This window comes from Nocardia sp. NBC_00565, assembly GCF_036345915.1.
Classification (GTDB): domain Bacteria; phylum Actinomycetota; class Actinomycetes; order Mycobacteriales; family Mycobacteriaceae; genus Nocardia.
Genome location: NZ_CP107785.1, coordinates 9,630,581 through 9,647,743 on the forward strand (window position 1 = coordinate 9,630,581; position 17,163 = coordinate 9,647,743).

General features: G+C 66.6%; 16 protein-coding genes. 10 read left to right on the forward strand and 6 right to left on the reverse strand.

The features are described from left to right. The first annotated feature begins 21 nt into the window (after positions 1-21). On the forward strand, positions 22-693 hold the full coding sequence (locus tag OG874_RS44210; RefSeq protein WP_330252972.1) for a DUF4389 domain-containing protein: 672 nt from the start codon (positions 22-24) through the stop codon (positions 691-693). 37 nt (positions 694-730) lie between these two features. Here OG874_RS44210 and OG874_RS44215 read toward each other — a convergent pair whose 3' ends face one another. The 3 genes from OG874_RS44215 to OG874_RS44225 all read right to left on the reverse strand — a co-directional run bounded on the left by OG874_RS44215 (position 731) and on the right by OG874_RS44225 (position 3,375). Then, the gene (locus OG874_RS44215; RefSeq protein ID WP_442943484.1) at positions 731-1,594 is read right to left on the reverse strand and encodes an ABC transporter ATP-binding protein; all 864 of its coding nucleotides are present in this window, start codon (positions 1,592-1,594) and stop codon (positions 731-733) included. Between the two features lie 127 nt (positions 1,595-1,721). Beyond that, a complete protein-coding gene (locus tag OG874_RS44220; RefSeq protein WP_330252974.1) occupies positions 1,722-2,555 on the reverse strand; it encodes an ABC transporter permease in 834 nt (277 codons plus the stop codon). Continuing rightward, positions 2,548-3,375 carry an ABC transporter permease gene (locus OG874_RS44225; protein WP_330252975.1) on the reverse strand — a complete coding sequence of 276 codons (828 nt, stop codon included), beginning with the start codon at positions 3,373-3,375 and terminating at the stop codon, positions 2,548-2,550. Before OG874_RS44225 ends, OG874_RS44220 begins: the two co-directional genes overlap by 8 nt. Positions 3,376-3,571: 196 nt before the next feature. Between OG874_RS44225 and ectB the strand changes: the two genes are divergently transcribed. Next, entirely contained in the window at positions 3,572-4,828 is a 1,257-nt protein-coding gene (gene ectB / locus OG874_RS44230; RefSeq protein ID WP_330252976.1) for a diaminobutyrate--2-oxoglutarate transaminase, read from the forward strand. On the opposite strand, the gene OG874_RS44235 is transcribed toward ectB, so the two are convergent. After that, entirely contained in the window at positions 4,829-5,497 is a 669-nt protein-coding gene (locus OG874_RS44235) for a L,D-transpeptidase family protein (protein ID WP_330252977.1), read from the reverse strand. It abuts the gene before it with no gap. A gap of 238 nt (positions 5,498-5,735) precedes the next feature. Here OG874_RS44235 and OG874_RS44240 point away from each other — a divergent pair, with 238 nt between their 5' ends. Further along, positions 5,736-6,329: an Rv1733c family protein gene (locus OG874_RS44240; protein ID WP_330252978.1), complete on the forward strand. Its 594-nt coding sequence runs from the start codon at positions 5,736-5,738 to the stop codon at positions 6,327-6,329. A gap of 135 nt (positions 6,330-6,464) precedes the next feature. Beyond that, entirely contained in the window at positions 6,465-6,668 is a 204-nt protein-coding gene (locus tag OG874_RS44245; protein WP_327099590.1) for a cold-shock protein, read from the forward strand. A gap of 63 nt (positions 6,669-6,731) precedes the next feature. Here the strand turns inward: OG874_RS44245 and OG874_RS44250 are convergent, their stop codons facing one another. Continuing rightward, positions 6,732-7,367, reverse strand: a complete 636-nt coding sequence (locus tag OG874_RS44250) for a hypothetical protein (RefSeq protein ID WP_330252979.1) — start codon at positions 7,365-7,367, stop codon at positions 6,732-6,734. Between the two features lie 227 nt (positions 7,368-7,594). Here OG874_RS44250 and OG874_RS44255 point away from each other — a divergent pair, with 227 nt between their 5' ends. From OG874_RS44255 to OG874_RS44275, 5 genes are all read left to right on the forward strand, one after another. After that, positions 7,595-8,299 carry a response regulator transcription factor gene (locus tag OG874_RS44255; protein ID WP_330257672.1) on the forward strand — a complete coding sequence of 235 codons (705 nt, stop codon included), beginning with the start codon at positions 7,595-7,597 and terminating at the stop codon, positions 8,297-8,299. Next, positions 8,277-9,797 carry a sensor histidine kinase gene (locus OG874_RS44260; protein WP_330252980.1) on the forward strand — a complete coding sequence of 507 codons (1,521 nt, stop codon included), beginning with the start codon at positions 8,277-8,279 and terminating at the stop codon, positions 9,795-9,797. Before OG874_RS44255 ends, OG874_RS44260 begins: the two co-directional genes overlap by 23 nt. A 63-nt stretch (positions 9,798-9,860) precedes the next feature. Beyond that, positions 9,861-11,855, forward strand: a complete 1,995-nt coding sequence (locus OG874_RS44265) for a glycosyltransferase family 39 protein (RefSeq protein WP_442943242.1) — start codon at positions 9,861-9,863, stop codon at positions 11,853-11,855. 26 nt (positions 11,856-11,881) lie between these two features. Then, on the forward strand, positions 11,882-12,820 hold the full coding sequence (locus OG874_RS44270) for a UTP--glucose-1-phosphate uridylyltransferase (RefSeq protein WP_330252981.1): 939 nt from the start codon (positions 11,882-11,884) through the stop codon (positions 12,818-12,820). Between the two features lie 327 nt (positions 12,821-13,147). After that, positions 13,148-15,184, forward strand: coding sequence for an ArnT family glycosyltransferase (locus OG874_RS44275; protein ID WP_330252982.1), 2,037 nt, complete (start codon positions 13,148-13,150; stop codon positions 15,182-15,184). Positions 15,185-15,223: 39 nt separating this feature from the next. On the opposite strand, the gene OG874_RS44280 is transcribed toward OG874_RS44275, so the two are convergent. Continuing rightward, complete coding sequence (locus tag OG874_RS44280) at positions 15,224-15,670, reverse strand: hypothetical protein (RefSeq protein ID WP_330252983.1); 447 nt, start codon at positions 15,668-15,670, stop codon at positions 15,224-15,226. Between the two features lie 239 nt (positions 15,671-15,909). Between OG874_RS44280 and OG874_RS44285 the strand changes: the two genes are divergently transcribed. Further along, positions 15,910-17,070 (forward strand): ROK family transcriptional regulator, encoded by a 1,161-nt coding sequence (locus tag OG874_RS44285; protein ID WP_330252984.1) that lies wholly within the window; start codon positions 15,910-15,912, stop codon positions 17,068-17,070. Positions 17,071-17,163 lie beyond the last annotated feature (93 nt).

A 17,163-nucleotide genomic window follows, 5' to 3' on the forward strand; every position in this document is an offset into this window, starting at 1 on the left:
CACCTGGAAGGAGCATCGATTATGGAGCCCGAGAACACTGTCAAATCCGTGAGTGCGGTCAATCCGGTTCGTGTCCGAGGAGATCTCGATCCCGAGTTGTCGCGGTGGATGTGGCTGGTCAAGTGGATCCTGGCCATCCCGCACGCCATTATTCTGATATTTCTCTACATCGCGTATGTGATCGTCTCGGTGATCGCTTTCTTCGCGATCCTGTTCACCGGGCAGTATCCGCGGGCGCTGTTCGACTTCAACGTCGGTGTCATGCGCTGGGGTTGGCGGGTCGGCTTCTACGCCTACTCGGTGCTCGGCACCGATAAGTACCCGCCGTTCAGCCTGGCCGCGGATCCCGACTATCCGGCGGATCTGGAGATCGACTATCCGGAGCAGCTGAGTCGTGGTCTGGTGCTGGTGAAGTGGTGGCTGCTGGCCATCCCGCACTACCTGATCCTCGGCGCGGCCTTCAGTGCGGGCTTCGGTGAGAAGTACTCGGGCGGGCTGAATCTGGGCAACATCCTGGTGCTGATCGCGGTGGTGGCCCTGCTTTTCACGGCGGTCTACCCCAAGGGTCTGTTCGACTTCCTGCTCGGCCTGCACCGGTGGGCGATCCGGGTCGGTGCGTACGCCTCGCTGATGCGAGACGAATACCCGCCGTTCCGGCTCGATCAGGGCGCGCGCGAACCCGAAAACAACTGAATATCAACAGAATCGGGAGCCGGGCAGGCAGGGTCGGTCACCAGTCGGATTCATAGATCCGACGGACCACATCCTCGATGTCCGGCTCCTCTATGGAAAGGTCGCGCACCTCGGCGCGATCGGAGACGGCGGCGAGAACCTGTGCGGCGGTGGTCGCTTCGGCGTCGAAGGCCAAACGCTGCCGCATCCCATCGCCCTCGCTGGTCAGCAGTTCGGTGCGCGGCACGTCATCGAGATTGCGGGTCGGTTCGGCCAGATCGACGACCAGTACCCGCCGGGCGCCGACGCGCACCGCGAGTCCGGTCAGTGAACCGTCGTACACCAGAGTGCCGCGGTCCACGACGAGTACCCGATCGCAGAGTCGTTCGATATCGCCCATATCGTGGGTGGTGAGCAGCAGTGTGGTGCCGCGTTCGGTGCGTTCGGTGCGTAGGAATTCGCGTAGTCGCTGTTTCGACAGCACATCCAGGCCGATGGTCGGCTCGTCGAGGATGATCAGTTCGGGGGAGTGCAGCAGGGCCGCGGCGACCTCGGCGCGCATGCGCTGCCCGAGCGAGAGTTGGCGCACCGGGGTATCCAGCGTCTCGGCCATCTCCAACTGTTCTACCAACTCGTAGGTGCGTTTATGTGCCACATCGGATTCCAGCCGGTGGATCGCGGCCAGGATCGAAAACGATTCGCGCAGTGGCAGATCCCACCACAGCTGTGAGCGCTGCCCGAAGACCACTCCGATGCGGGCGGCGAGTTCGCGCCGCTGGCGAACCGGATCGAGACCGCAGGTGCGCACGGTGCCCGCGGAGGGGACCAGGATGCCGGTCAGCATCTTGATCGTGGTGGACTTGCCCGCACCGTTCGCGCCGATGTAGCCGACCGCCGAGCCACGTTCGATGCGAAAGGTCATTCGGTCGACCGCGGTGAGTGTTTCGCGGGTGCGTCGCCCGCGGTGTCCGTTCTTGCGATGCAGGATGAATTGTCTTGTCAGATTCTCGATATCGATGATCGAGTCCGGTAACGCGCTTTCCGCCACGCTATCCGCCGCCTCCCTGATAGTGCCGAGTTCCTAGTCGCCACAAGCCGAGGGCGAGCAGCCACACCCAGAGCGCTGCCAACGGTGCCAACCAGGCCAGCCAGGACGGCAGCAGCGGCGGGCCGGGCACGTGCAGAAGTGCGATGGTCGGTAGATACGCCGTGAACGCGACCGGTATGGCGAAGCCGAACACCAGCTTCAGCGACGTCGGAAATACCGAAGCGGGTTGCATGGCGGCGAAGGAGCCGCCATAGGTGAAGCTGTTCGTCAGTTCGGCACCGTCGATCAGATAGAACTGCGCGCCTGCCGCGCAGACGAACAGGCCGCCGAATAGCGCGATGCCACTCATCAGCGTAGTCATCAGCAGGCCCAAAGTCGGGAGGCTCCAGTCGATATCGTTGCGCATCAAACCGAGTCCGAGCACGATGATCGCGACCGAGGCGCGGGCGAGCCGGCGCAGCGAGATATCGCTGGTGATGAGTTGCAGCAGCAGTGGCTGGGGTCGCAGGTAGTAGGCGTCCAGCACGCCGAGCCGGATCAGTGTAGGCAGCGAATCGAGGTGCCCGAAAAGCACCTGGGCCAGTGCGAATCCGGTGTTGCTCAGGCCGAACAGCAACAACGCGCCGTTCAGGTCGAGCCCGCCGAGCATTCGGACATTGTGGTAGATGACCCACACCTCGGCGAATTCGACGATGCCGATCAGGAAGGCGCTGAATATTTCACTGGCGAAAGACAATCGGTAGGCGCGCTGAGCCTGCATCCGGGACCGCAACACTGCCGCGTACGGGGTGTACCAAGTACCGACCGGTACGGGCGTATACGGGGGCTCAGCCACCCTGTACCTCCAGCCTGCGGCGTCCGGCCGCCACCAGCACCCGGCCGATCGCACCGACCGCGAGAACCCAGAACACCTGTGTGGCAAGGACCATCACGGATTCCATCCCGGTGACCCGGCCCGACAGGATGTCGATCGGCGATTGCAGAATCGACGGAAACGGGGTGGCGTGCGCGGCGGTGCGCAGCCATGCCGGGAACATGTGGACCGGCACGAACAGCCCGGCCAGAAACGTGCCGCAAATCTGGTATAGCACCCGGATGCCGCGTGTTTCTACTACCCAGAATCCGATCAATCCGACGGCGAACAGGCATAGAAATGACAACGCTACGGCCAGCACCACACTGGTCAGTCCGAGCACATATGGTCCGGGTGTGCCGGGCATGGCGAGCCCGAAAGTGAAGACGCCGACCAGTACGCTTGGCAAGCCACGCGGCAGGATCGTGCAGGCGGCGCGGCCGAGATCGATAGCGAGATAACTGAATTGGACATCGACCGGACGTAAGAAGTCGATCGCGACATCGCCGTTCTTGACCCGATCCACCAATTCCAGTGGTGGTCCCATGAATTGGGTCGCGCCGAGCAGGCCCTGGGACAGCCAGACGTACGCGCCGATCGATCCCGCGTCGTAACCACCGAACTCGCCGGAGCCGCGCACGGCGGCGATCATGACCGCGGCGCGCACGAAACCGAACACGCAGTTTGTGAAGAGTCCGGCGAACATCGCGAGTTTGTACTGGGATTGGCGTCGGAAACCGGCGCGGGCCAGGTAGAGGTACACGCGCGCCGTGCGGAGCGCATGCACTGCGGCAAGCTGCAATCCGTCCCCCTCCGCTATGCCGCGCACAAACGGCTAACTCTACGGCGCGCGAGCGGACGCGCGGAAGGTGTGCGCGCGTTTTTTGGAAAAGTGCGACAAACCCGATACGCCGATGTTAGAAACACAGTCACTTCAGATTTGTTTGCGTTGCTCCGAGTAGGCCCGAGTCGCTCGTGCACGACAGGAAGGATCGTCGATGACTGTCGTCCAGATGACCGTTTTCGAGGCACTCGAATCGAATGTGCGCGGGTACTGCCGGTGCTGGCCGACCGTCTTCGATACCGCCAGCGGCGCTTGGCTACGCGATGAGAACGGCAAGGACTACCTGGACTTCTTCGCGGGCGCGGGCGCGCTGAACTACGGGCACAGCAACCCGATTCTCAAGCGGGCGTTGCTCGACTACATCGCCGGCGATGGGATCATCCACAGTCTGGACATGTCGACGGTGGCCAAGCGGCGGCTGCTGGAGACCCTGCGCGACACGATCTTCGGGCCGCGCGGGCTGGACTACAAGGTGCAGTTTCCGGGGCCGACCGGTGCGAATGCCGTTGAAGCCGCGTTGAAGTTGGCCCGGAAGGTCACCGGTCGCCAGACCGTGCTCAACTTCACGAACGCGTTTCACGGGATGTCGCTCGGCGCTTTGTCGGTGACGGGCAATGCCGCCAAGCGTGCCGGCGCCGGGGTGCCGCTGGTGCACGTGATGCCCATGCCCTATGACGGCTACCTCGACGAGGCCGACGATCTGCGCTGGATGCGGCGCGCATTGGACGATCCCTCCTCCGGTCTGGACAAGCCTGCGGCGGTGATCGTGGAGACGGTGCAGGGTGAGGGCGGGGTGAACGTCGCGCGCGCGGAATGGCTACGGCAATTGGCCGAATTATGTGCGGCGCGCGGCATTTTGCTGATCGTCGACGATGTGCAGATGGGTTGCGGACGGACCGGTGGGTTCTTTTCGTTCGAATCGGCCGGTATCACTCCCGATATCGTGACGCTGTCCAAATCGATCGGCGGCTACGGATTGCCGATGGCGCTGGTGCTTTTCAAGCCCGAACTCGATCAGTGGGCGCCCGGCGAGCACAACGGCACCTTCCGCGGCAACAACCCGGCGTTCGTCACGGGGCGGGTTGCGCTCGAGCACTACTGGTCCGACAGCACACTGGAACTCGCGACGCTGGCCAAAGGCGAACGCACGGCGCGCGCCCTTGCCGAAATCGCGGCGGTGTTTCCCGGTGTGTCGACCCGTGGCCGCGGGCTGGTGCACGGGGTGGTCTTCGAGGACGCGTCCCGAGCGGGCAAGGTATGCCAGCTCGCCTTCGAACGCGGACTACTGATGGAAACCTCGGGCTCCGCCGACGAGGTGGTAAAGCTGTTGCCGCCGTTGACCATTACCGACGACGAACTGGACCATGGTCTCGCCGTACTCGCCGCAGCGATCGAGGTCATTTGCGGATAGTCAGTCGCGGTGCGCGATCCCGATATTGATCACCGGACGCGCGCTCGGATCCAGCCACCGCAGTACGGTCCGCAGATCGGCCGCCGCGATCGCGACGCACCCCGCGGTCGGTCGCCCCGTCTCGACATGCAGGAAGAAGGCCGAGCCCGCACCCGCGACAACAGGTTGGCGGTTGTAGTCGATCACGACCGCGTGCTCATACGCCGGACCGGCCGCCCCGAGGTTCTCACTGGACTGCTCGTCGAAATCGCAAGCGCCCGTTTCGCAATGCGCGTACTGGTTGTAAGTCGGCGCGTCGACATCCGAAACCCACCAGTCCGAGCTGCCCACCTGTCGATACGGAAGTCCGCTCTCGTTGTCCGGCGCGATCCCAAAGGCCTCGCTGAGCGTCCACACACCGGCGGGAGTGTGCGCGGAGCTTTCACTGGCCTGCCCGACCCCATCCCGCCCGACAAACGCCCGCACCGGCCCGATTTCCGCGCGCCACCCATCCGAAAAGTGTTGCCACGCGGTCAGTGTCGCGGTTGTCGCGGAGGCTTTGTCCGCGACAACGGTAATGACCTGTGTCGCGTCACCGCGGTAAGGCAGCGGCATAGCGGGCTTCGAATTGCTGGTGCACGCGCTGACCGCGGCCAGCAGCACGATGACCGCCAACAGCCGTTTCGACAACTGATACCTCCGGAAAAGTGTGGGCGGCAGTGCCAGGCAGGTCGACCCTACTGTGCGCTCGAACTGTTCTCAGGGATGGCGAGAGCGTGGTCGGCTCATGGGATCCAGTGGGCGCTGACCTGCGGATGAATCGGGACTTGTGTCAATCGGTGACGCGGGGGAATGTCTGAAGTAAGGAGTCGCCGAGGTGGCTCTGCCGTAGCAGGCCGTGGCGGCTCTGCCGTAGGAGGTGGTAAAGGTGTCGACGTTGCCGGTGCGGATGTGGCGGGTGCAGCCGTGGAACCCGAGTCCGCTGATGCGGGTATCGGATCGGGTGCAAGGGCTCGTTCGGATCCTGGTCGTATTGGTGCTGCTGCTCGGGGTACCCGCGGCCGCGGCGTCCGGGACGGCGGCCTATAGCTCGGCCGCCGAGCAGATCCGGGCCGAGAATGCGACGAAAACTGCGGTCTCGGCGACGGTCATCGGAACTCCGGTGCGGATGCAGGTGGCCGATCGCAACGGCACCACGGCCGAGCACTACCAGGCGGCGGTCACCTGGGATCGCGACGGAAAATCCGGCAGGGCGACGATCGTCGTCCCGGATACGGCGCAAGCGGGTGCGGCCGTGCCCCTGTGGCTCGGTCCGGACGGGCAGCCGACCGCCGCTCCTCAGCGATCCAGTGCCGCCGCCATCCGCGGTATCGGAGTCGGCGCGACGGTACTGATCGAGATCTGGGTCGGCGCGGCGGCGGTCCTGTGGTCGACCGGGTGGGTGCTCGACCACCGGCGGCATGCGCGCTGGGACCGGGAGTGGCGGCAGATCAGTCACCCGACCGGACACGGCAGTCAGTGACCGTTCGGGGTGCCGAGGGTCGGCTGGCTCACACTCTGCGCTTTTTGCCGCGATTCATGGGATGCTTGTCCAGTGAGATCAGGCTTATCGACGTGATCCGCTTGGCTCATCTACAGAAAAGAATGAAGTAAAGCAATGACTCAAGGCAGTGTGAAGTGGTTCAACGCCGAAAAGGGCTTCGGTTTTATCGCACAGGACGGTGGCGGCCCTGACGTCTTCGTGCACTACTCCGCCGTATCCGGCTCGGGATTCAAGTCCCTTGAAGAAGGACAGCGCGTGGAGTTCGAGGTCGGACAAGGACAGAAGGGCCCGCAGGCCCAGGACGTCCGCGCAATCTGATCGACGCGGCTAGGTAAAGCCCCGCGCCCTCCGGGTGCGGGGCTTTCGCGTGTTCCGGGGTAGCTATGAACTGGGGCGGCGCTGCTGGCCGTCCATCGGTTGACCCATACCCGGTCCGCCCATAGCCGGTCCGCCCATGCCGCCGTTCGCCTGCGGGCCCGCATCGGGGGTGGTGCCCGTGGTTATCGCGGTCGCCGTGGCCGTTCCGTCCTTCTCGGTGCCGCGAATGCTCACCGTGTCGCCGACCTTGACCGAGGCCGACGTGGTCGTCGCGGTGATGGTGTAGGTGTGGGAGTAGTCGTCGGCGCTCTTGGCGGTGACGGAGGTGCTGGATATCGCGGTCACGGTTCCGGTCTGGGTCAGTTCGGTGGTGTAGCCACCGTTGCCGTCGGAGACGACGAACTGGCCGTGCAGCGCTGGTCCGGACATCATGGCGCCGGAACCGGTCGATCCGTTCTGACCGCGGCTGCCCGCGGCGCCGTTCATGCTCATACCGGGTCCGCCGCCCGGACCGCCGAAGCCGCGATCGCTACTGGTGTGGTGCGCGGCGGCGTAGATCGCGCCGCCGCCTGCGACGGCGATCACAGCGGCGATGCCGACGGCTGCCAGGGTCTTCTTCGTCGACCACGCGGGCGCGGACTGTGGTGCGCCCCAGACGTGTTCGCCGTCGGACGGGGGTTGCTGGCCGGGGTTGGTCATTGTGCGGATGCTCCTCTGCGGTACTGACCGGGCGGCTGTGCGCGCCGCCGTTGGATCAACCCTGGTTCGCCGACTTAGGAGCGAGCTGTGGACGAGGTCAGGATCGACTGTGCCGTGGCGCTCACAGCTGGCACATAGACATCGCACAGCTACACCCAAGAACGGGTCGGCATGATGCGAGAATGTCCACGATGACCACCGGAAACAGTCCAGCCGAACGCGCCGTCATGCGCCGTGCCGACGGCAGCGCCATCAGCGTGCTCGTCGTCGACGATGAGCCGGTGCTGGCCGAAATGGTGTCCATGGCGCTGCGGTACGAGGGCTGGGACGTCACCACCGCCGGCGACGGGCGCACGGCCGTCACCAAGGCGCGCGAGACGCGCCCGGACGTGGTGGTGCTCGATGTGATGCTGCCGGATATGACCGGGCTCGAGGTGCTCGGCAAATTGCGTCAGCAGATACCGCACCTGCCGGTGTTGCTGTTGACGGCGAAGGACTCGGTCGAGGATCGCATCGCCGGCTTGACCGCGGGCGGCGACGACTATGTGACCAAGCCGTTCAGCATCGAGGAGGTGGTGCTGCGGCTGCGGGCGCTATTGCGCCGCACCGGGGTGACCACCGAGGACAGTGGCGCCCAGATCGTGGTCGGTGACCTGGTGCTCGATGAGGACAGCCACGAGGTCACCCGGAGCGGTGAGCTCATCACGTTGACCGCTACCGAATTCGAGCTACTGCGCTACTTCATGCGCAACCCCAAGCGGGTCTTGAGCAAGACGCAGATTCTGGATCGGGTCTGGAGCTACGACTTCGGCGGGCGGTCCAATATCGTCGAGCTGTACGTCTCGTATCTGCGCAAGAAGATCGACGGCGGACGTGCGCCGATGATCCACACGCTGCGCGGTGCCGGATATGTCCTCAAGCCCGCGGGCTGACGCGTTGCGATCGCCGCGTCGCTGGTCGCTGCGGGCTCGCCTGCTGGTCGGCCAGGTGTTGTTACTCGTGATCGTGGTCGTCGGTATCGGTGCCGCGACAGAGCTTGCGCTGCAACAGTTCTTGGTGCACCAGCTCGATACCGAACTGATCGATATGCAGCGACGCTCACTGGCGGACGTCGGTGGGGGACCGAGTCTCGGGCCGCCGCCGGGTGGACAGGCACCAACTCCGCCGCCGCGGCCGCCGTCGCAAGGGCCCGGCCCCGATTTCCTGGACCGGCGCGGCATTCAACCCGATACGGTCGGCGCGCTCGTCAACCAGGGCAGCGTCACCGCGGGCAAGATCGGCGCCGACGGCACTCAGACAGCGCTGTCGGATACGGCGCGACAGCAGCTCGCAGCGGTGGCCACCGGAAAATCGGTCACCGTCGATCTCGACGGCCAAGGTCGCTACCGAGTGGTCGCGGACTCGACCTGGGAGGGTAAGACCGTCATCACCGGTTTGCCGTTGGCGTCGGTCGAGGCGACCTTGATGCGGGTGCTGCTGATCCTGGTGATCGGCACCGCGGCCGTCCTGATCGTCGCGATCACGGTGGGGATCTGGCTGATCCGGCGCGCCCTCGCACCGCTGGATCGCGTTGCGGCCATCGCGACCCGAGTCGCCGATCTGCAACTGGATCGCGGCGAAGTGGCGCTGCCCGTTCGGGTTCCGGCCGCGGACGCCGATCCGCGCACCGAGGTCGGTCAGCTCGGCTCCGCGGTCAACCGGATGCTCGATCACATCACCAGCGCGTTGTCGGCGCGGCACGACAGCGAGACCCGGGTCCGGCAATTTCTCGCCGATGCCAGCCATGAGCTGCGCACACCGCTGGCCGCGATCCGCGGCTATGCCGAACTGGCCCAACGCAAGCGGGCCGAGGTGCCCGCCGATGTGGCCAATGCGATGGGCCGAGTGGACTCCGAATCCCGGCGGATGACCGGGCTGGTCGAGGACATGCTGCTGTTGGCGCGACTGGATTCCGGACGCGGGCTCGAGCACGAGCCGGTCGATCTGACCCAGCTGACGGTGGACGCGGTGAGTGACGCGCATATCGCCGGTCCCGAGCAGCAGTGGGATCTGGAACTGCCGGATGAGCCGGTAGTGATCACCGGCGACGCGGCCCGGCTGCATCAGGTACTGGCGAATCTGCTGGCCAACGCGCGCACCCACACCGGGCCCGGTACCACCGTGGTCACCTCGTTGGATTTCGACGGCGACCGGGGTGCGGTGTGGCGGGTGACCGATGACGGGCCCGGCATTCCGGCCGCACTGCAACCGGAGGTCTTCCAGCGCTTCGCCCGGGGCGACTCCTCGCGTTCGCGGCGGGCGGGCAGCACCGGCCTCGGGCTGGCGATCGTCGCCGCGGTGGTGCAGGCCCACGGCGGGGACATCGTGGTGGACAGCGCGCCGGGGCATACCGAATTCACCGTGCGCCTGCCCGGTGACGTAGCGGACTGAGCGCACAGCGACCTCACAGCCACGCCCAAGGTGGCAACCACGTCGGGTCACCAGGATCGAAGTATGACTACGACCTTGCTGGACGTTCGGGCCCCGGCACCACCATCGCCGGTACCGTCGATCGGACGGAGTCAGCGGTGGCAGCGGTTGTCGCTGGTGCTGCTGTTGGCCGCCACCGCGTTGCTGTACATGTGGGATCTCGGTGCGAGCGGCTGGGCCAACGACTTCTACGCCGCGGCCGTGCAGGCCGGATCACAGAGTTGGCAGGCGATGCTCTTCGGATCCAGCGACGCCGCCAATGCGATCACCGTGGACAAGACACCCGCTGCGCTATGGGTGATGGATATCTCGGCGCGACTGTTCGGCTTCAATTCGTGGAGCATGCTGGTGCCGCAGGCGCTGGAAGGTGTTGCGGCCGTCGGGGTCCTGTACGCGGCGGTGCGGCGGGTCGCTGGTCACTGGCCGGGGATCCTGGGCGGTGCGGTACTGGCGTTGACACCGGCGGCGGCTTTGATGTTCCGCTTCAACAATCCCGATTCGCTACTCGTTCTGCTGCTGACCGTCGCCGCCTACTGCGTGCTGCGGGCGATCGAAAAGGACAGCGGCGCTTGGTGGTTGCCCTTGGCGGGAGTGGCGGTCGGGTTCGGCTTCCTGGCCAAGATGATGCAGGCGTTCCTGGTGTTGCCCGCATTCGCGGTGGTGTTCCTGCTCGCCGCACATGTGCCGCTGCGTACGCGGATCATCAGGTCGGTGGTCGCGGTGCTCGCGATGGTGGTGTCCGCGGGCTGGTATCTGGCGCTGGTTGCATTGTGGCCCGCGTCCTCGCGGCCGTACATCGGTGGGTCGCAGCACAACAGCATCCTCGAATTAGCCTTGGGCTACAACGGTTTCGGCCGGTTGACCGGTAACGAGACCGGCGGTCTCGGCAACCTGAACTCCGATGTCGGGTGGGCGCGGCTGTTCGGATCCGAGATGGGCGGCCAGATCGCTTGGTTGCTGCCCGCGGCGCTGATTCTCGGCGTTGCCGGACTGTGGATCACGCGGCGGGCCCCGCGCACCGACCGCACCCGGGCGGCGCTGTTGCTGTGGCTGGGCTGGTTGATCGTCACCGGCGTGGTGTTCAGCTTCGCCAATGGAATTCTGCATCCCTATTACACGGTGGCGCTGGCCCCCGCGATCGCCGCGACGATCGGCATCGGTGCGGCCCTATTCTGGCGGCGCCGCAACGACATTCGGGCGACAGCGGTGCTGTCCGGTGCGCTCGTGGTGACGACTCTGCTGGCGTGCGTCCTGCTTTCCCGAACCAGCGACTGGCTGCCGTGGCTGAGCCCGGTGATCGCCGTGGCCGGTGTCGGATCGGCGGCACTGCTGCTGGTGGCGGGCAGGTTGCCGAAGGCCATCGCGAGCGTTGTGCTGGCGCTCGCGTTGGCCGCGGGGCTGGCGGGGCCGGGCGCGTATGCGCTGGCGACCGCGGCGACGACGCACAGCGGGGCGATCCCGTCGGCGGGGCCTGCCGGGGCAGGTCGGTCGTTCCCCGGCGGCCGACCCAGTGCGGGCACACCGTCCGGCAACAGTGACGGCGGTGGCACAGGGGCACCGACAGGCAGCACGGACGGTGGCACCGGCACCGGCACCGGCACCGGCACCGGGAACGTCGGTGGTGGTCGCGGCCCGATGGGCGGGCTGCTGGGCGGCGTGACGCCGGGTGCGAACCTGACCGCGGCGCTGACCGCGAACGCCGGCGACTACACCTGGGTCGCGGCCACGGTCGGATCCAACAACGCCGCCGGTTACCAGTTGGCCACCGGGGATCCGGTGATGGCCGTCGGCGGTTTCAACGGCACCGATCCGGCCCCCACTCTGGCCGAATTCCAGGATGACGTGGCGCAGCACAAGATCCACTACTTCATCAGCGCCCAAATCATGGGCGGCATGCGCGGATCCTCCAGCGGCAGCCAGGCCGCGACCGAAATCGCCGCCTGGGTCGCGGCCAACTTCACCGCCCAGACCATCGACGGCGTCACCGTCTACGACCTCAGCGGCGGCACGGTCGGCTGAGTCGAGCACAACCAAGGGAGAACGAAATGGATTACGCCACAACGGATATCGTCCGCCCGTTCCGCACCGCGGTGGTGCCCGCCGCAGGCTTGGGCACCCGCTTCCTGCCCGCCACCAAGTCGGTGCCGAAGGAACTGCTGCCGGTGGTCGACACACCGGGCGTCGAGTTGGTGGCCGAGGAGGCCGCCGCCGCGGGCGCCGATCGGCTGGTGCTGGTCACCGCACCCGGGAAACAAGGCGTCGCAGCGCATTTCGCCACGGATCGGGAGCTCGAGCACGCGCTCGCGGAACGCGGGAAATCGGCGCTGCTGGAGAAGGTTCGCAACGCTCCCGGCCTGCTGGCGGTGCGGACCGTGCTCCAGGAACGTCCGCTGGGGCTCGGGCACGCCGTGCTGCAGGCCGAGCGCGTGCTCGCCGCGGACGAGAGTTCGGTCGCCGTTCTGCTGCCAGACGATCTGGTGCTGCCACGCGGCGTGCTGGACACGATGGCGCGCGTGCGGCGTAGGCGGGGCGGCAGCGTACTGTGCGCGATCGACGTTCCGGCGGATCACGTCGGCGCCTACGGCATCTTCGACGTCGAGCCGGTACGTGACGCTGCTGACCCGAATGTGCTGCGGGTCAACGGAATGGTCGAGAAACCGGCGGTGGGACAGGCCCCCTCGACCTACGCCGCGGCGGGCCGCTATCTGCTCGATCGCGCGATCTTCGACGCACTGCGCCGGATCGAACCGGGCGTGGGTGGCGAGCTCCAGCTAACCGATGCCATCGCCCTGCTCATCGCCGAGGGACATCCGGTGCACGTCGTCGTGCACCGCGGCATTCGGCACGACATCGGCAATCCGGCCGGATATCTGCGTGCCGCAGTGGATTTCGCGTTGGCGCGGGAGGAGTACAGCGCGGAGTTACGCGACTGGCTGCTGGACCGGCTCGGCGTGGACCGAACCAGGCAGGCCGGAGCCGCGTGACCAGCCCGCGGAAGGGCCGCCACGCTCCCAGCCACGGGAACGGCTCGAGTACAGCCGTGTCCCGCCGGTCCTGGCCGGCCTGATGACGGCGGCCTGGTTGATCCAGAGAGTGGGTTACCGACCGCTCGAACTGTGCGTGTGAGAGCGGCGCGGGTTCACAGGCGGTGCATAGCTTGGACAAAGAGTCGGCCCACGCCGCAGTCCCAACATTGGACATGACTACCGCGACCCGAGGAGCAAGCGAGGGTTCGCGCGGTACCGCATCCGACGAACGCGCCGGTCGGCACCGTCCCACCCATTGAATCGATAGCCGACAGAGGATTCGATATGACGATCACCGAAGCGCCGCCGCGGCGCACCACCCACCGTGCCGAGCCGGAGAAGCCGGCGCGAGCGACCCGATTGCTGTTCGGCCCACCGGATCAGCCACGCTGGGCCCGACCCGGACTGTGGACGCTGCTGATCGCCACCGCCGTGCTCTACCTGTGGGGACTGAGCAAATCCGGCTGGGCCAACGACTTCTACGCCGCCGCCGTGCAGGCGGGCACACAGAGCTGGAAGGCGCTGCTGTTCGGCTCGCTGGACGCGGGCAACGCCATCACGGTCGACAAGCCACCGGCATCGCTGTGGGTGATGGGCCTGTCCGGCAGGCTCCTCGGGTTCAGTTCGTTCTCGATGCTGTTGCCCCAGGCGCTGATGGGAGTCGCCTCGGTCGGCCTGGTGCACGGTGCGGTGCGGCGCTGGAGCGGTCCGGCGGCCGGTCTGCTGGCCGGTGCGGTGCTGGCGCTGACTCCTGTCGCGGCACTGATGTTCAAGTTCAACAATCCGGACGCGTTGCTGGTGCTGTTGCTCATCGTGGCGGCATATTGCACGGTCCGTGCGACCGAACACGGCAGTGGACGCTGGCTCGCATTGGCCGGTGTGGCAGTGGGTTTCGGCTTTCTCACCAAGATGATGCAGGCGTTCCTGGTGCTGCCCGCGCTCGGTCTGGTGTTCCTGGTCGCCGCGCCGATCGGGTTCTGGCGTCGAATCGTCAAGCTGCTCGGCGCATTCGTGGCCATGGTGATCTCGGGTGGCTGGTTCGTCGCCCTGGTCAGCTTGTGGCCGACGGACTCCCGGCCGTACATCGGCGGATCGACCGATAACAGTCTGCTCGACCTCGCCCTGGGCTACAACGGTCTCGGCCGCGTCCTCGGCGGTGAGGGCAACGGCGGTGGCGGCGGTGGCGGTGGCGGTGGCAACACCGGTTTCGGCGGCAGCACTGGAATCACCCGCATGTTCGGTGACTCGATGGGCACCGAAATCTCCTGGCTGCTGCCCGCGGCGCTGATCGGTCTGGTCGCGGGACTGTGGTTCACCCGCCGTACCCCGCGCACCGGACGCACCCGCGCGGCGCTATTGCTCTGGGGCGGTTGGCTGCTCGTGACCGGTGTCGTGTTCAGCTACATGCAGGGCACCATGCACCCGTACTACACGGTGGCGCTCGCGCCCGCCATCGCCGCGGTAGTGGCGATCTCGGTGACCGAGCTGTGGCGCGGCCGCCAATTCCTGACAGCCCGTATCGCCCTCGGCGCCATCTCCGCGACCACCGGAGTCTGGAACTACATCCTGCTCGACCGCACACCCGACTGGTATCCGGCGCTGCGCTGGATCATCCTGGTCGGCTCGATCGTGATCGCCGCGATCATGATCGTCGGCGCGCACCAACTGCGTAAGTTCACCGCCGTCGTGGTCATCGCCGGTCTGCTGTTCGGGCTGGCGGGAACCACCGCGTACACGATCGAGACCGCCGCGACGGCGCACAGCGGCTCCATCCCTACCTCCGGCCCGAATACCGGTCGCGGATTCGGCGGCGGACCCGGCGGCGGAGGCAACGCGCCGGGCGGAATGTCCACGGAGGCAGGCGCTTCCGCTCGACCGGCGAACGGCGCCACAGACGCGCCGACAACGGCGTCCGGTACGGAGGATCAAGCCGCGGCGGATCCGAGCGGTGCGGGCGGCGGTCCGGGCAACGCGAGTTCCAACAACACGGAGTTGCAAGAAATGCTGAAGAAGACCGACACCCGTTGGGCCGCGGCGACGGTGGGCTCGCAATCGGCCGGCAGCCTCGAACTCGCCACCGCCACCTCGGTCATGGCGATCGGCGGATTCACTGGCAGCGACAATTCACCGACGCTGGCCCAGTTCCAGCAGTACGTCGCCAACGGAGACATCACCTACTTCATCTCCGGCGGCGGCATGGGTGGTGGCCGAGGCGGCGATGCCAGCAGCTCGAGCGAGATCACCGCATGGGTCCAAGCCCACTACACCGCCACCACCGTCGGCGGGAGCACGGTCTACGACCTCACCCAGCCGACCTCCTGAGCTGAGCACGGGGACCTTCCGCTGACTGCGGACCAGGTGTCAGTCGAGGGCCGTGGGTCGGGCGCGCTGAGCGCCCGACTGGCCATCGACTGACACCTTGCTGTGTCCAGAGTTCGCGGAATACGGCGTGGTGGCGGGCGAGTGAAGTGCGGCCTGCTCGGCGTCGCCGACGCCGAGGCCGGCCAGGATGCCGTTGAGCGCGATACTGGCGTAGGACTCCGGGGCGAGCGCCGGCATCGTTCCGGGCGGCAGTCCGAGACGTTGGTCGCCGGCTTGCCGGAACAGTTCTTCGCCGGCCGGGTCGAGCTCGTCGACGACTTTGCGAATATCCCGCCGCTGAGCGAGTTTCTGTAGATCCCGCGCGGTGTAGCTGACTTGATAGCCGGGCGCGTCGATGAAGGCCAGGATGCCGGTCTCGACAGCCGGGGCGAGGTGGACGAGGAAATGCGTGAGTTCGGCAAGGCGGTGGCGTCGGTACGCGAACACCTCCGCGTGGGGGCGCCGAGTTCGAAACAGCGTTCGTCGAATACTCAGGGATGGGGTCGGAGATGGCGACCGCGTCGGCGTAGAGCAGGTGGTGGGTGAGCGCGGCGATATGGGCGTGCGCGGGTTCTCGCGGTCAGGTGTGTGAATCGAGCAACAGAATCGGCTCGAGCGCAACGGTTCCTCGAGGGCCCCACTCGATCGACGATGGGAACGTTCGATCGAGGTGAAGGTGAATTCGGATGGCGGTGGCAGCGGGCAATAGCGCGGGGGCGGTTCTGCGGGCGGTGCTGGAATCGGGCGTGGCGACGCGGACCGCGATCGCACGGGTGGCCGAGCTGTCACCGGCGACGGTGACCACGCAGGTGCGGGCGCTGGTGGCGGCCGGGTTGCTGGTCGAACATCCGGAGACGGCGAGCCCGGCCGGGATGGGGCGGCCACATTCGCCGCTGGGGTTGAACAGCGCTGGCAATGTGGTGATCGGAGTGCATATCGCGGCCGGGCACGTCACTGTCGCGGTGCTCGATATCGCCGGTACAGTACGGCTCTCGCATCGCCTGCCACACTCGAGTCTGGATCCGGACGAGATTCTCGACGCGGCGGCCGCCGAGGTGCGGCGGTTGCGGGCCGAACTCAGCGAGCGGGTGATCGGGCTGGGGGTGGCGATCGGCGGGTGGGTCGACAGTACGGCGGGGGCGGTCGTCGATCATATTTCCCTGCGCTGGCGCAATGTCGCTGTGCGACAGTATCTTTCCGAACGAACCGGACTTCCGGTCAGTCTGGACAGCCATACCAGGGCGCTGCTGCACGCGGAGCAGTTGTTCGGGACGGCGCGTACCGCCGCGGCGACGGTGGCGCTGTTCGCGGGCAATGTGATCGATGTGGCGTTCGCGGTGCACGGGCGGGTGCATTACGGTCCCCGGTCGGCCGCCGGGGCGATTACCCGGCTGGCCGGTGGGGAGGCCGAGGCGGCGCTGGCCGAATGCACCGATCGCGCCCTGGTGGCGCGGGCTCGGCGGGAATCGCTTGCGGTGAACGGTATTTCGGATCTCATCGCCGTCGCCGAGCGGGACGAGGCGGCGCGCGAACTGTTCGCGGATCGGGCCAGGGTGCTCGGCCGGGTGGTCGCGGTGCTGATCGACCTACTCGATCCGGATGCGGTGGTGATCGTGGATCCGGCGCTGATGCGGGTGCCGGGGGTGCGCGCGGCGTATCTCGATGTGGTGCGACGGTTCTCGTCGTGTGAGCGGCCCGAGGAGATCGTCACGGGGTCGTCGTTCATCGGGCGGGCACTGGAAACGGCGGCCGGCACCGTGGTGTTGCAGCAGTTGTTCACCGATCCGCTGGGGGTGGTTGCCGCGGCCGCGCCGGTCCCCGCGATCACGGCCTTTTATTCCGAGTAATTTTAAGTCGAACGAATGTTGCCAGATCGCAACGTCTTACGGGACAGTCGGTGTATGGGAAAGCACGCACCCGCCATCCGGTTCGAAATCCTC